The 14,489-nt window shown below is 49.9% G+C and carries 20 protein-coding genes; 5 read left to right on the top strand and 15 right to left on the bottom strand.

Annotated features, from left to right (window positions below):
* Window positions 1-376: 376 nt before the first annotated feature.
* The 15 genes from asnS to LLF79_RS07485 all read right to left on the bottom strand — a co-directional run bounded on the left by asnS (window position 377) and on the right by LLF79_RS07485 (window position 10,636).
* Window positions 377-1,777, bottom strand: coding sequence for an asparagine--tRNA ligase (asnS, locus tag LLF79_RS07560; RefSeq protein ID WP_021240867.1), 1,401 nt, complete (start codon window positions 1,775-1,777; stop codon window positions 377-379).
* Between the two features lie 166 nt (window positions 1,778-1,943).
* Entirely contained in the window at window positions 1,944-3,146 is a 1,203-nt protein-coding gene (pncB, locus tag LLF79_RS07555) for a nicotinate phosphoribosyltransferase (protein ID WP_023343692.1), read from the bottom strand.
* 184 nt (window positions 3,147-3,330) lie between these two features.
* Window positions 3,331-4,623 (bottom strand): site-specific integrase, encoded by a 1,293-nt coding sequence (locus LLF79_RS07550; protein ID WP_227879336.1) that lies wholly within the window; start codon window positions 4,621-4,623, stop codon window positions 3,331-3,333.
* A 44-nt stretch (window positions 4,624-4,667) separates the two neighbouring features.
* Window positions 4,668-4,925, bottom strand: a complete 258-nt coding sequence (locus LLF79_RS07545) for an excisionase family protein (RefSeq protein ID WP_013097283.1) — start codon at window positions 4,923-4,925, stop codon at window positions 4,668-4,670.
* Window positions 4,909-5,280, bottom strand: coding sequence for a hypothetical protein (locus LLF79_RS07540; RefSeq protein WP_044158718.1), 372 nt, complete (start codon window positions 5,278-5,280; stop codon window positions 4,909-4,911). Before LLF79_RS07540 ends, LLF79_RS07545 begins: the two co-directional genes overlap by 17 nt.
* 2 nt (window positions 5,281-5,282) lie before the next feature.
* Complete coding sequence (locus LLF79_RS07535) at window positions 5,283-6,026, bottom strand: ORF6N domain-containing protein (RefSeq protein WP_227879335.1); 744 nt, start codon at window positions 6,024-6,026, stop codon at window positions 5,283-5,285.
* A gap of 45 nt (window positions 6,027-6,071) precedes the next feature.
* Entirely contained in the window at window positions 6,072-6,899 is an 828-nt protein-coding gene (locus LLF79_RS07530) for an SPFH domain-containing protein (RefSeq protein WP_042889584.1), read from the bottom strand.
* Entirely contained in the window at window positions 6,896-7,090 is a 195-nt protein-coding gene (locus tag LLF79_RS07525; RefSeq protein WP_127851176.1) for a hypothetical protein, read from the bottom strand. The genes LLF79_RS07530 and LLF79_RS07525 overlap by 4 nt, the downstream gene beginning before the upstream one ends.
* Window positions 7,090-7,497 carry a hypothetical protein gene (locus LLF79_RS07520; RefSeq protein WP_227879334.1) on the bottom strand — a complete coding sequence of 136 codons (408 nt, stop codon included), beginning with the start codon at window positions 7,495-7,497 and terminating at the stop codon, window positions 7,090-7,092. The genes LLF79_RS07525 and LLF79_RS07520 overlap by 1 nt, the downstream gene beginning before the upstream one ends.
* A 214-nt stretch (window positions 7,498-7,711) precedes the next feature.
* The gene (locus LLF79_RS07510; protein WP_111971761.1) at window positions 7,712-8,074 is read right to left on the bottom strand and encodes a hypothetical protein; all 363 of its coding nucleotides are present in this window, start codon (window positions 8,072-8,074) and stop codon (window positions 7,712-7,714) included.
* Entirely contained in the window at window positions 8,055-8,258 is a 204-nt protein-coding gene (locus tag LLF79_RS07505; RefSeq protein ID WP_000952328.1) for a hypothetical protein, read from the bottom strand. Before LLF79_RS07505 ends, LLF79_RS07510 begins: the two co-directional genes overlap by 20 nt.
* Window positions 8,259-8,394: 136 nt before the next feature.
* Window positions 8,395-9,054, bottom strand: a complete 660-nt coding sequence (locus tag LLF79_RS07500) for a hypothetical protein (RefSeq protein ID WP_227879333.1) — start codon at window positions 9,052-9,054, stop codon at window positions 8,395-8,397.
* 69 nt (window positions 9,055-9,123) lie between these two features.
* A complete protein-coding gene (locus LLF79_RS07495) occupies window positions 9,124-9,543 on the bottom strand; it encodes a hypothetical protein (RefSeq protein WP_032635105.1) in 420 nt (139 codons plus the stop codon).
* Complete coding sequence (locus LLF79_RS07490; protein WP_227879332.1) at window positions 9,544-9,756, bottom strand: hypothetical protein; 213 nt, start codon at window positions 9,754-9,756, stop codon at window positions 9,544-9,546.
* Between the two features lie 190 nt (window positions 9,757-9,946).
* Entirely contained in the window at window positions 9,947-10,636 is a 690-nt protein-coding gene (locus tag LLF79_RS07485) for a S24 family peptidase (protein WP_032635107.1), read from the bottom strand.
* Between the two features lie 111 nt (window positions 10,637-10,747).
* On the opposite strand from LLF79_RS07485, the gene LLF79_RS07480 reads away from it, so the two are divergent.
* Genes LLF79_RS07480 through LLF79_RS07460 form a run of 5 tightly spaced genes read left to right on the top strand, consistent with a single transcriptional unit; the run spans window position 10,748 to window position 14,478 of the window.
* Entirely contained in the window at window positions 10,748-10,975 is a 228-nt protein-coding gene (locus tag LLF79_RS07480) for a transcriptional regulator (protein ID WP_001064664.1), read from the top strand.
* Window positions 10,976-11,000: 25 nt separating this feature from the next.
* Window positions 11,001-11,297, top strand: a complete 297-nt coding sequence (locus LLF79_RS07475; protein WP_045888938.1) for a hypothetical protein — start codon at window positions 11,001-11,003, stop codon at window positions 11,295-11,297.
* Window positions 11,294-12,205, top strand: coding sequence for a helix-turn-helix domain-containing protein (locus tag LLF79_RS07470; RefSeq protein ID WP_047363375.1), 912 nt, complete (start codon window positions 11,294-11,296; stop codon window positions 12,203-12,205). The genes LLF79_RS07475 and LLF79_RS07470 overlap by 4 nt, the downstream gene beginning before the upstream one ends.
* A gap of 15 nt (window positions 12,206-12,220) precedes the next feature.
* On the top strand, window positions 12,221-13,102 hold the full coding sequence (locus LLF79_RS07465) for an ATP-binding protein (RefSeq protein WP_047363376.1): 882 nt from the start codon (window positions 12,221-12,223) through the stop codon (window positions 13,100-13,102).
* Window positions 13,099-14,478, top strand: a complete 1,380-nt coding sequence (locus LLF79_RS07460; RefSeq protein WP_227879331.1) for a replicative DNA helicase — start codon at window positions 13,099-13,101, stop codon at window positions 14,476-14,478. Before LLF79_RS07465 ends, LLF79_RS07460 begins: the two co-directional genes overlap by 4 nt.
* The last annotated feature ends 11 nt before the right edge of the window (window positions 14,479-14,489 follow it).

The following is a 14,489-nucleotide window of genomic DNA, read 5'->3' as shown; positions in this document are numbered from 1 at the left end:
CCACCTCAAACTTCAGAGCGCCCTGGTGAATTAAGCGACAGTATCTATCCTATATATATGAATTCCTTATGATTAATTTGGATAAAGGCAATTCATATAAACAGACGATAAACGACTCGTTTTTTCTTATGACGCCGAAAAGCCTTCTGGATGGCTGTAAAATTGGTTGAAATTTGTGCTATTGCTTGAGGATGTAATAAGCGCAATAAGAATGGGGTTTGTTTTTTGTGGCTGGATATTTCGCGGAAACAAAACGTAACAGGTAGTGGTTGTGACGGGGTGAAGGTTTGAAGATGCTGACTTTGCGCTGACGAAAACTGACAATACAGGATAAAATAATGGCCAGCACAGGCTGGCCATTTTAGTCTTTTACCGATTAGAAGCTGGCGTTACGTGGCGTACGTGGGAACGGAATCACGTCACGAACGTTCTGCACACCGGTCACGTAGGCGATCAGACGCTCAAAGCCCAGACCAAAACCGGCGTGCGGTACGGTACCGTAACGACGCAGATCGCGGTACCAGCTGTAGTCCGCAGGGTTGAGACCCATCTCTTCCATACGCGCGTCCAGCACGTCCAGACGCTCTTCACGCTGAGAGCCACCGATGATTTCACCGATGCCCGGCGCCAGGACGTCCATCGCTGCCACGGTTTTACCGTCTTCGTTAAGGCGCATATAGAAGGCCTTAATGTCTTTCGGGTAGTTTTTAACGACAACCGGCGCTTTGAAATGCTTCTCGGCCAGATAGCGCTCGTGCTCAGACGCCAGGTCTACGCCCCAGTAAACCGGGTTCTCGAACTTCTCACCGCATTTCTCGAGGATCGCCACCGCGTCGGTGTAGTCCACCTGCGCAAAATCGGCAGAGACGAAGCGCTCCAGACGGGCTACCGCGTCGCTGTCTACGCGCTCGGCGAAGAATTTCATGTCGTCCGGACGCTCTTCCAGCACCGCTTTGAAGACATACTTCAGCATCGCTTCCGCCAGACCCGCGACATCGTCCAGGTTGGCGAACGCCACTTCAGGCTCCAGCATCCAGAATTCTGCCAGGTGACGGCTGGTGTTGGAGTTTTCGGCACGGAAGGTAGGGCCAAAGGTGTAGATTTTAGACAGCGCGCAGGCGTACGTTTCGCCGTTGAGCTGACCGGATACGGTCAGGAAGGCCTCTTTACCAAAGAAGTCTTTGTCATAGTCCACTTTACCTTCCGGGGTGCGCGGCAGGTTTTCGAGATCCAGCGTCGAGACGCGGAACATCTCACCGGCACCTTCCGTATCGGAGGCGGTGATCAGCGGGGTAGATACCCAGAAATAACCCTGCTCATCGAAGAAGCGATGCAGCGCCTGCGCCAGCGTGTGGCGGACACGGGCAACCGCACCAATCAGGTTGGTACGCGGACGCAGGTGAGCTACCTCACGCAGATACTCAATGCTGTGACGTTTTGCCGCCATCGGATAGGTATCCGGATCTTCAACCCAGCCGGTGACTTCAATCGCAGAAGCCTGAATTTCGAAACTCTGACCCTGGCCCGGGGATGCCACGACCACGCCGGTGACAATTACGGAACAGCCCGTCGTCAGGTGCAGAACGTCATCATTGTAATTGGGCAGAGAATTATTAATGACGGCCTGTACAGGATCAAAGCAGGAACCGTCATAGACGGCAAGGAAGGAGATGCCAGCTTTAGAATCTCGGCGGGTACGCACCCATCCGCGCACGGTGACTTCTGAGTCAACGGCGACACGGCCCTGGAGTACGTCGGCTACAGGCACAACGCTCATAATATTCTCTCTGTTAATAGTCGGAAAAAATAAACACTTGTCCACCCTTATGGGGGGATATCTATGTTACCTGCCATCCGCTATCAGACAAGTAAATTTCGCGGTCAAAAGGGAAGAATTGAGAAATAAATAAGAAGAGGGGAGCCATGAAGGCTCCCTTAAGCGCTTAACTGGCTTTTTTGATCTGGGGAAGATCGAAGGCTTTGCGCAACGCGCGGACAAACGCCTTGTCATGGCAGATGGTTTTGCCCGGGCTGTCGGAGAGTTTCGCCACCGGTTTGCCGTTACATTCCACCAGCTTTATCACGATATTCAGAGGTTTTACCTGAGGAATGTCGCAGGTTAACCGGGTACCGATCCCGAAGCTCAGGTTCACTCTGGCGTTGAAATGGCGATAGAGTTCGACGGCTTTCGCCAGATCGAGATTATCGGAGAAGACCAGCACCTTGCTCATCGGGTCAATGCCCAGTTTCTCGTAATGGGCAATCGCCTTCTCACCCCACTCAACCGGATCTCCGGAATCGTGGCGCAACCCCTGATAACGCTCCGCAAATTCAGGTCCAAAGTCGCGCAGGAAGGCATCCATCGTAATACAGTCCGTGAGGGCAATTCCGAGTTGACTCGGGTACTCCTCAAGCCATGCGGCCAGCGCTGCGCGCTGGCTGTTAGCCAGGTCAGGGCTAATTTGCTGATGCGCCTGGAACCACTCGTGCGCCTGGGTACCCATTGGCGTCAGATTGAGGCGACGGGCCAGATCGTAGTTACTGGTGCCCACGAACCACGGCTCCTGCTGCAGACGTTTAACGATGGCCTCCTGTACGTCGCGCGAAAAACGGCGGCGGGTGCCAAAGTCCATCAGGCGGAAGCGGGACATGTCCAGCCCTGCGGTCAGCGTGGAGAAGTCAGCGAGTTTCTTTTCCAGCGAGGCCACCGCCTGCGCTACGCCTGTTTCCGGGGAACGGTAGCGGTGAGCCAGTTCACTGATTACCGCCAGAAGCGGCACTTCCCACATGATCACTTCCCGCCACGGACCTGCAAGGCGAATATCCAGCTTGCCGTTATCGTTAACCACGGTGACCTGCTCCGGCTTATAGCGGAAGTCGCGCAGCCAGTTCAGGTAGTCGGCTTTGAAGAAAGGCAGGCCAGAAAGCCACTGATATTCCTCGTCCTGCAGCGTCAGATGCTGCATAGCATTGACCTGTTCACGAATGGCGTCTGCGTAGATACCGAGCAAGTCGTCGCCACGGCAGCGGAATTCCGCCGCGACATGAACGTCATAGTAATGGTGGAAAACGGCTTGCTGCATATGCAGTTTATACGCGTCGGTATCCAGCAACGTATGCAGAACTGGAGAAGCGAATTGAGTCATAGGTGCGCAGTAGCATCCTCTCACAGGAGCGTTTAGTACAATAAACAACTCCGGAGTATACCTTGTTTAGTGATTTATTGAACCCCGATCACAACATAAGCGCGTTTTATGGTCGAGGGCATTTTGTGCCCCGTGTTATACAAATGTAGCAACAGGGCTGCTAACCACTTGAATTTAAGGTTTTCTACTGCGCTACTACCATGCCTTGGGGCAGTGATGGGGCAATGTGAGAAAGCGCCTTGTTGAGCAGAGTAACCTGTTCGCCGCTCTTCTCTGACATCCACTTTCCATACACCTTGTAAACCATCTGTGCATCAGTATGCCCCATTTGAGTTGCTATAAAGTTTGGGTTCGCACCTGCTGATAATGACCAGCACGCATAGGTATGCCGTGACTGGTAAGCGTTGCGGTAACGAATGCCGGCGCGCTTGATTATCGGGGCCCAAATTTTATTAATCGAATTAACCGCGTAATGATATCCTCTTCGGGACCCACGCTTGACGCATTGAGGGCTGAAAACGAAAGTGCATGGATGTATGACTGACTGGCCATATTCACGCAAATTCACTTCAACCTCATGCTGCCGGCCAAGGCGCGTCAGTTGGGCCTGATCCCTAAGGGCATCAATAGCTGGTTGTATGAGATAAATCACCCTGTCAGTGCCTGCCTCGGTTTTTGGCAGGGTGAACTCATACGTTTGGGTAAGGTTGCGCTTAACCGTAATGGTTCCCGCGGTGAGATCTATGTCTTCCCATGCAAGACCACATAATTCCCCATGCCTCATTCCGGTATAAACGGCGACGGTCCAGAGATTTCGCATCTGCTGGTGGCCGCACGCCTGAATGAACCTGATGAACTCGTCGGTCGTGAGTGGATCTGGTTCGTCTTTTGCCTTCCTGAGCCGGTTAATTCCGCTAAACGGGTTTTCCTTTGCGTAGCCGTTATCAGCTCCAAACTGGAAGATCTCGGCCATCAGCATCATGTAATTATTCACCGTGGAAGACTTCCGGCCTTTTACCTGTGTCCGGTGATCCTTCTTCATTACATGAAAGCCCGTCAGCAACTCCTTCCTGACATACAGCAAATCTTCAGTGGTAACCGCAGAAACCATTTTATTTTCGCCGATGCGCGGAAGCATGTTTTTTATGATGGATTCGTACCTACTCATGGTATTAGAGCTGATCTCCATTCTCTTCAGCTCTGACCATCTTTCGGTAAGCTCCAGCACAGTAATTTCCTTTCTATCCTGACCGAACCGGGCAAGGTTCGGTGAGTTTGGGAATTTTTCTGCATAGTTAAAATTCCCCATCCTTATCGCAAAACAAACCGAAGAACGCAGCTCACCAGCTATCTTGCGATTTTTTGCAGTGTCAGGGACACCGAGGTTTTCCCTGACACGTTTACCTTTATAAAGAAACCAGATGCGGAGCGAACCGCCGTGGTTTTCGACGCCTGTCGGGTATGATGCATTAGCCATTGATCCCTCCTGACGTCCAGGAGCGTTGACGAGTGTACTGCTTTTCATGCTGTCTTCGCACCTGGTTGATTTTTTTTCTGCGCCTCGATCCACTGATCAACGGCTTTCCTGTTATACATGCATTCGCTCGAAGGCTTGGGATTACCATCTGGTGAAATGTGCAGGTACTCGCGACCCAGCATCCAGGATTCTTTTCTGGCGCGGGTGATGGTTCCGGGCTTGAGCCCGGTAACCGCAATCAGAACCTTTTCGCTAACCCAGTCATTCGGCACCAGAAGAACGATTTCAGCACTGGTTTGCATGGATCTCCTCCATTTTCTCTTTAGCCAGACGCACGCAACGCGCAAAAGAGGAGGGCGTTACGATTTCGCGCAAAGCCTGAACCAGGAAGTCGTTGTGCTGCTGGTGCAGCTCCAGGTTGCGCTCTTTTTCCTCATGACGCAGAACTGCCAAACGAGCTGTGATGATTCGACGCTTCCCTTTGATCAGCCGCAGCGCGTTCTCTGCCTTTTTGCGCCATGTGCTCCAGTCACTACTGCTGTTCGATCTCGCCAGTTGCTCTTCAATACTGAGCTGCGCTTCTTCTGCGTTAACAAGCTGCTGCAGGCAATCGCTGATAGTGTTCAGGTTGTTTGTCTCCACGAAGAATTTGTGCATTCTTAACCCTCCCACCCAATCGCCTGGAACAGGCCCATTTTAGGGTGATACCAGCGGGTGCCGCGCGGTTCAGCTTCTGACATCATCTGGCGAAACGCGGCCATAAACGGCTCCAGTTCGACGATAGCCCTACGTGACAAAAGCCCGTCTGGAGTCATAAATTCGTGCGTGTCTGTAGGGATGCGGTAGGCATTGACCAAATTCCGGCACTTGGCGTCACTCATTCCGCTTTTGGCTACCACCTGGCGGTAACCGACATATCCGGCGCGCATGGTCCCGCGTTTGATGTTCTCCACAGTTTCAGTGACCGTTTCGATCTGCTCTTCAACATGATTCAGGCGCTTCTGCTGGCGAACGGCATCGGCGGCCATTGCGGCGATCATCTCGATTTCCGTCAGCGGCGCGCGAGTGCGGAAATAGCTGTTAACCAGTTCGCGCTGAACATGCCAGGCCAGATCGTCGGTAAAGGATTTCACCAACATCAGATAACCGGATTCGACCAGTACAATTCCTGATGCTGCAAACTTGGAGAAAGTACCGTCAGGCAGGTGTCGACGAATTTCGTCGGAACCTAATTCGAAGTAGTCCTCTCCTTCAATAAGTCGAGACTTGTTTTCTCGGAAATTACGTCCAGCAGTTCCGTCAGGTCGCTGGTGGACTTCATCAATCATCGCCAGCGTCACAACGCGCTGACCGCGATATTCAACTGCCGGCAGTTGTTTTTTATTGATCGTTACTGTGTTCATGCTCGATATCCTTCTGAGTGCCCGGCTTTACGCCGGGCTGGTGAATCACTTAACCTGGATAAATGGAGTATTGGCGCCGCTGGTCATGTACTGGGGCAGAGTGCCGTTCCATTTGTTGATGGCCTCCAGTTGAAGCACTTCAGGGTTTTCGCGCATGGCCTGCCCACGAATCTGGATAGACTTCGCTTCCGCTTCCGCCAACTTCAACTTTGCGTCTGCCTGGCCATCTGCTTCAGCGCGCAGCATGTTTGCTTCGGCTTCACGCTGTTTCACCTCCTGCTCGCGCTGCAGGGTCTTCTGGTTGGCAGTGACTTTGGCGTTGATGCTGTCGATAACAGTCGGCGGGTACTCCGGACGGCCGACGTAAGAAAGGCTGATAACCTGGATTCCTACCGGACCCATGTCGGACTGAATCTCTTTCAGAGCATTTTCAAGCAGCTCAGCTTTCCCGCCGTCAATGAACTTATCGGTGCTCATGCGGCTTGCGAGACGATTAAGGGCGTCGGCAATCTTTTGGCGCAAATCGGTGTCGGTGATGTCGTCCACACCTTTTCGATAGGTCTGGAAGACCGTCGTCACTTTGGTAGGATCAACTTTATAGGCGACGCCAATGTGATAGCCGATAGTTGTGCCGTCACTCATCTGGAAATTAAAAGCGTCGTCGTAGGTCTTCATCTGCTTGAAGGTGGGGAAGATGTAAACCTCAGTGTTCCAGCCGGTCCAGTAGCGGCCAACACCGACAACTTCACCGACGCCTTTATCGTCGCCAAGCTTGTTGACCTTAATCCCAACGTTGCCAGGCTCAACACGATCACAACCAACAAGGCCGATAGCTGAAAGGGCGATAATTGAAGCCATAATTGCTTTTTTCATTTCTTTTCCTTAGTTACGGTTACAACAAGACCCTTACAGATGGCGTAGATGCACGGCGGGGTCAGGATCGCCAGAGCAAAACCGGATATAACTGCTGTCGTGTCCTTCATCGATATGAGGATCGGAACGAACAGCCCATAAACACTGGCGGCAATCACCAGCGAGAGAACAACGCGTAAGTAAGCAATCATCAGCGCAGCCCCTCTGGTTTGATGGCCTGCAGTTCTGCCTGCTCTTTCACGTAGCGGTCGTGCATGGCGTCCCACTTCTCCAGCCACTTCTGCATATTGCGCTTACGTTCCAGGATTCGACGGATGCGCCTCATGCATCGGTTATGTGCAAAGAGATATTGCTGTGTGTGCTGGCCCATGCGATTGACCAAAATACCGTTGCTGAAAACTGGCTCATCTGGTTCGTTGGTATTCAAACCGGCACGATGAAAAGTTTTGGTTACCATGTAGTGAGCAAGGTTGCTGATCGCTGCGCTCCTGCTGAGGAAACGGCGCGAGTAGCCGTGTCGTGATACGACGTAAACGGGCTGCAGCTCTTTGGCAAAGGCGCTGTCAATTGAGGTGGTGCTGATGCGTTTATCTTTCATTTCCGGTCCTTAACTTTGCTGTATCGTTCGTGACTCATTACTTCCCAGTTCTTGCCGCCATCGCGGGAGAGTAGCCGCCAGCGATGGTTAACTTTGAGGCTGAAATTCCCGGAGCCGTGCATTCGGCAGGGGTGAATGCGCCTTGCCCTGAACTGGCTTAAAACGTGTACCGCTTTGAGGTGAACCCACTCAGGAATTCGTATCGCTGTAAGTGTCATGAATGCTCCTGCGTGATGGCTGCTGTTTTCTTCGCATGTTCGACCAGCTCTGCCACAAGCTCATCAACCAGCAGCTTTCCGCTTTCAGTCAGGTATTCGCCATGACCATTCACATCAACTGCATTCCGGTAAAGATCGCGGATAGCTTTATCGCCGGCCGCCGGGCCATGCTCATTTCTCGCCATTTTTTCAAACCGGCACAAAAGTCCGTCGAGTAATATCTCTGTCAGCTCGACAGTACTTATCCCGCCTTTCGGAAGAGAAATAACGATGCAGGTAGTGCCTGTTTTACGCTGGTGGCGTAATAACGCTGCCTTTAAAATTCGGCGTCGGTAAGTTTCAATTACGTTGTTTTTCACGGCGTTCAAACTCCGAATCCATCCACATTGAAACCTGAGCCGATAAATCAAGGCAGAGGCCAGACAGGGAAATTATTTGCTCGATATCCATATCAATAATATTGGAGTTGATTAACTCCATTAATTGATAAAGGTTATCTGCTGTATTTTTTGCGGTTTCTAGAGAACTGTCTCTACTGAGCATATTCAGACTCCGTAAGCTTTACGCATGAAAAGGTCAGATATATGGCGGTACTCGTCGCCATAGACCATAAAGAAAAGACATGCTGTTTTGTATGCCGCTTTATCGATTAACATTTACTTACCCATTTAAAAGTTGGTTAACGTGGTTGAGTAAATCGCTGTTGCATTCCCGCTATTTTTTTCATCAGGCCTGCATGTAGTAGTGGGTGAATCTCATCACATGTGGGCTTCCAGTCCTTAGCCTGTTGCATCTTGGCTGTGTGCCAGGCTAAGTGGGCTTCCTGTGTGGTGTTGAAAAGCCCAAGGTGTGAAATCTTTCCGTTTACGTTGATTCGTGCCCGAAACTTACCGGACTGTTTATGCCAGATAACACCCTGTGGGTATTTCCCTCGTAAACGGGCGCGATCACCTGTAAATAAGTTAAGTGCTGGGGGAACAAATACGCAGTATTCAGGACCATATATCTTGTTACCAGGGTGTAGCAGGTCCTTATCTAGCACATATCCATCGCGATAATTTTCTTTCCAGAACGCCAGAAAGTTTGAGAATCGCAGCCACTCTTCGGCAACAGTACATCCGGCGTAACTGTGCTCTAACTGTTCTGTGTGCGGTTTGTAGCAGCGAGATAACATGCCGCTCCAACGACGGTGAGCGCTGTGGTGGCACATTATTCCGTCGATGATAATAGTGCTGGGGAATTCTACGTCATAATGACCAACACCATACTCCAGGCTTTTTAAATGCCTACGCCGCGAAACTTTTGATTCAAGAAGACTATCTATTTCAAATTGGTTCATTTCAATCTCCTCTGAAATTTGGTTGCACGTATCCCCACCAGGGATGGTGTGATTTAAACTACCTATTAATTAATTTAATTTTATTTCGATGCTTTTCAGTAATTCATGTACCTTAATGGTATTATCGAAAATAAGTGATGCCATTAGGCAATCAGCGTCATCACTGTCTTTTCCTGAAAAATATGATTCGTTATATACGTGAGCCAGTTCCCTGAGTTTTGCAGCGCTGACTGTGGCATAAAAAATATCATCGGCAATATCATCTCTATTCCCGATGGGGGGGGTAACTGTCTTTGCATTATTTGCTAACTCTTCGATGTATGCGTAAGCTGTTTCACGGGTTTTATCGAAAGAGCGAATGAGGCAGGCTAAGCCGCAATCAGTTTCCTCGTTCATTTCTTCGGTGTTTTTATAAATCATTTCCAGAAGAGTATTGCCTTCGGAAATCTGAGCGACGATATCATGAAGCATGTCTAATGGAGTTTTCATTTATTTATTCTCCGGACAATCATAACCAAGTTCATGGTTTAGAACAGAAAGATTATCCCTTAACTGATTGATACAAATTTTAATGAGTGCCGCTGGTTTATATGCAACATCTGGATCTGATTCTGCGTACTCAAGCGCATTGATTACACGATCAATATCCATCGCAATTTTGTGGACATTTCCGTTCTCGGAAAGCATTTGCTCTACATTCATTTCATAGGCTCCGTTGTCTGCTGATGAAGTGAATTTAGCAAAATGGTAAAAGCCATGCAAATGATAAATGCTAAATTATTTACTTTTTCTTTTATGTATTTGATAAATAATATAATTATTTTAATATTATTCTTCGGTGGGCATAAAAAAACCGACCATCAGGTCGGTTGGAGGGGGATAAAGATGGGGTTTACAGGGCGGGCATTTCATCATTGTCAACATAACGCGTATGCTTAACAATAGCTGAAACAAAATGCATTTTCTCGATGCTATCAGGACTTAAGGTGATGGGCCTGTGATCGCTGTTTACACTTGAGAATTGATAATCGCCATCGCGAGTTTTGCTCATGATTTTTATCATGTTATGCCCATCTTTTGTTCGCACAAAAACCTCATCACCTGTATGAACTTGGGTGTTTGGCTCTATGACGACATATTCTCCAGACTGTATGCGTGGCCACATGCTGTCTCCCTTCACTTTCAGCCCATAGGCATCCCTATCCGCGCTGTATATTTGTAGCCATCCAGCGTGGATCTCTAGCATATCGATCATTCCGTCAATCCCAAGAATCGCTTCCCCTACAACTGGTACAGCTCCCGGACGGACTGATCCGACATACTCCAACTCGCTTTTAATACTGTCAGGAGCATTGTGTGGACTATCCAGCCACCCAAACGGACGATCCAAGGCCTGTTCAATCTTTCTGGCCATTTTGTCGCCTATGTTTCGATGGCTATTGCCCCCAAGCAACTGGCTCAACTGGGCAGGGCTTATCCCGCACAATTCTGCGAAAGCTGCTTTTGTCGTATGTCTGTCGCGCTTCAGGAACTCAACAATGAGCTGCTCAAGGTTTGATTTGCGTATGCTTTTTATGTCCATGTCAAAATAATCTCATTATTTAGCAATGTGGTAAATACACAAACTGCTAAATGATTATTGCATTTAATTTAGCAAAAAGCTAAAGTTGATTCATTGCAACAGGAGACCGTAATGAACAACCAATTACTTGCTTGGCGTAAGTGCTCAACAAAAGAGCAGTGGGCAGATCTTGCTAAAAAATCAGGCACATCTCCGGGATACCTGAATCTCATTGCTTATGGTCATCGCAATGCTTCCCCCAGACTGGCATTGGCGATCGAGAGCGCATCAAAGTCATTCGTGAATAAGCCAGTTATTACAAAAGAACAGTTGGTTTTCAAGAGCGGTTCTGAGGTGTGACATGTCACGGCATGCAGGAGGAATCATGAATCACTCTGACTTCGTACGTAAATATTCATTCGATAACCCACTTCAGCGGTTGGTCATGCTTCGCATTTTGATGGGCGGATCTATGGATGGAGAAGGGGAGCGAGTAATCGATCATCAGGTACTGTACGAATTCTGTTGCTGTTCAAAGCAGGCAATGTTTAAGGCGATCAAGGCCCTTGAACGTGCAGGTTTCCTGAAAGTGAGAAAAATTGGTGCTCTCGATACCGGGCTTGCAGTTCGTGTTGAGCCAGCTCGCGGCTACACAATCACGCCAGTTCAGGAGTTTTTATGAGTAGCAAAATTCTCGGTAACGTCTGGGACGCGTGCGCCGCGCATGACATTAAGGGAGCCAAACTTGTGATTATGGCACGCCTGGCTGACTACTCGAATGATGATGGTGTCTGCTATCCGAGTGTTGAAACTATTTGCCGCCAGCTGGGGCTCGGGGAAAGCACGGTCAGGACCGCCATTGCAGAACTGGAGTCTTCCGGTTGGCTGCGTCGTGAATCACGCCGTAAAGGTAATCGCAATACGTCCAATCTTTATCATTTGAATGCCGAGCGTCTCGAGGCTCTGGCACGCATTGAGAAGGATAAAGTGGCAGTGCTGAAACAGCAGCGCAGGACTAACGGTTTTCACCCGTCAGATTCTGACCCTTCAAAATCTGAACCGTCAGATTCTGTATGTTCAAACGGTTTTCACCCGTCAGATTCTGACAAAAATGGCATTTTCACCCGTCAGAATCTGACCCCAGATCCACAAGTAAATTCAAAACATGATCCACAAGTAAATTCAAAACAAGAATCACAAGATATTCGCGTGTTTAGCAAAGCCTATTCTGAAAAACGCTCTTCCAAAGAGAACTATTCCAACGACTTCGAGCAGGCCTGGCAGGCATACCCTAAACGTGCTGGCGGTAATTCTAAAGCTGCTGCCTGGAAAGCCTGGAAAGCTCGAATCAAAGACGGTGTTACCACTGTGGCAATGCTGGATGGCGTAAATCGCTATGCGGCATATGTCCGCGCAACCGGTAGCGCCGGAACGCAGTACGTGAAACAGGCGGCGACCTTCTTTGGACCCGATCGGCATTTCGAAGAGCCATGGCAGGCGCCATCTGGTGCGGTAAGCGGTAGGCCTGGTGGACTGCCGGTTTCGGGGTTTAGTGAACAAGACTATGGCCAATCAGACTGCAACTGGTAAGCAGGAGAAATCACAATGCTGAGTATCAAACAACGTGAAGAAAGGGAAGCTCTGGTGGCAAAGCGCGAAGGGCTTCGTGAAGAGCTGGCGTTTGCTGTGGAACACAAAAAACCGTGGCAGTGGGGAAGCTGGGAGTCAGGGAACGTCCACGCCGCCGCCTGTGAAAAACATGGTGATTATCAGCGTATTTCCCTCACTGGAAAAGCCTATCGAGGCGTTGAAAATGTTAAGCACTCCCAATGCCCGGAGTGTGTGAAAGCGGAACTTGCTGGCATTGAATCCAGTCTGCGTACATTGCGAGTAGCCGACCTGATAGACAATGCCGGGATCGCACGACGGTTCGAAGCATGTGAATTCGATAACTACCAGGCCATAAATCAGGATGCCGCCAGAAATCTCGCGGCTTGTCAGCGTTATGCCACCAGCTGGCCTGAACGCCTTAAAGCTGGAACTGGGCTCGTTATGACAGGAAATTGTGGTACCGGCAAAAATCACCTGGCAGTTGCTATGGCAAAGAGCATCATCCGGGATCACCTTGCGAATGTGGAAATCACCGATGTCATGCGCCTCACCCGAGCGGTAAAAAGCACATGGCGCCACAATGCCGAAATGACCGAGGAAGACGTCATTGAGCGCTTTGCTTCACTGGATCTGCTGATTATCGACGAAGTTGGCGTTCAGTTCGGCAGCCCGACTGAAATGACCATCCTGCAGGAAATCATCAATGCCCGGTACGAAAGCATTTTGCCAACAATCCTGATCAGCAATCTTACATTCGACCAGTTGAAAGAGACGATTGGTGAGCGAATCGTGGACCGGGTTACCGATGGTGGACGCAACCGACTGGCATTTGGCTGGGGAAGTTTCCGCGCTATCGCGTCAGGAGTTGTAGCATGACGCCTGTCTGGAAAAATGAAGATCTGGAAGGTGCTGTGATTGGCGCAATTTTTCTGCGTGGTGCCGACCCTGAGGTACTGGATATTCTCTCCAGAGTTCCGGCGAGCGCTTTCTCGGTACCGCAGTATCGGGAAATCTACACTGGGATCTGCCGTCAGTCGCGTGGATCCGGTGTTATTGACCCAGTACTGCTCTGCGAAAACATGCCACAACACAGCGCAATCATTCTGGATTCGAGCCGTATCGCATGGGCGAAGTCGGCGCTTGTTTCCTACGTTTCGACGCTGGAGCGTAATGCAGCTGTTCGCGATGCCGAAGCTGTAATTGAAAGGGCGCTGGCAGATCTGCGGAGTGCTCACAATGGTGATGCAGCTTTATCGGCATTCAGGGCCGCACAGAATAGCATTGCCGCAATTTCTCTCGAAGAAAAGACTGTTCAGCCAGTTCATATCGACGACATTCTTCCTGCTGTAGTGGATCGGGTAGATGCACGCAACCGCGGGCTCGAAGAAGCCAGAAGCCTCATGACGGGTATTGAAGAGCTTGATGCAAAGACTGGCGGCATTGAACCAACAGACCTGGTATTTATCGCTGCGCGGCCGTCGATGGGTAAAACAGAGCTGGCTCTGGATATCATCGACAAAGTTTCTGAGCAGGGCCGTGGTGTCCTGTTCTTCAGCATGGAAATGCCAAATATCCAGATCGGTGAGCGGATGGTATCCGCTGCGGGTGGTATGTCGGTTTCACGCCTGAAAAAGGCCGCTGATTTTGATGATGAAGACTGGGCCAGACTGACAAACGGTGTAGAGCGCCTGACTGGTCGTAGCATCTGGATGGTTGATTCCACCGATCTGACAGTTGATCAGATTCAACAGATAGCTACCCGCCTGCAGCTGGCGCATCCTGAAATAGCGCTGGTGGTCGTGGATTATCTGGCACTTATCAAAATTGAAAGCACTGCACGATATGACCTTGCCGTCGGTGAGGTGTCAAAAGGGCTTAAGCGCCTGGCTAAATCCAACAAAACGCCAGTTCTTGCTCTGAGTCAGCTTTCTCGTGGTGTCGAAACTCGGCCAAATAAACGTCCAATGAACTCCGATCTTAAAAACTCAGGTGAGATTGAGGCAGATGCTGATCTCATCATGATGCTTTATCGCGATGAAGTTTATAACCCTGAGTCGCCAGCAAAGGGGATAGCGGAAATTAACGTGACCAAACAGCGCAACGGTGAGCTGGGCACGATCTACCGTCGATTCTATAACGGGCACTTCCTCCCAATTGACCAGGAGTTAGCAAAGCAACGTTCAGCTCCACAGCAGAAAGCCCAGACCAGACGTTACTCAAAAGAAAGGCATTCCAGCAATGCAGACTATTAAAACCATCAAGG

Source organism: Enterobacter cloacae complex sp. 2021EL-01169 (genome assembly GCF_020733125.1).
Lineage (GTDB): Bacteria > Pseudomonadota > Gammaproteobacteria > Enterobacterales > Enterobacteriaceae > Enterobacter > Enterobacter roggenkampii.
This window is presented reverse-complemented; position numbering and strand designations above follow the sequence as displayed.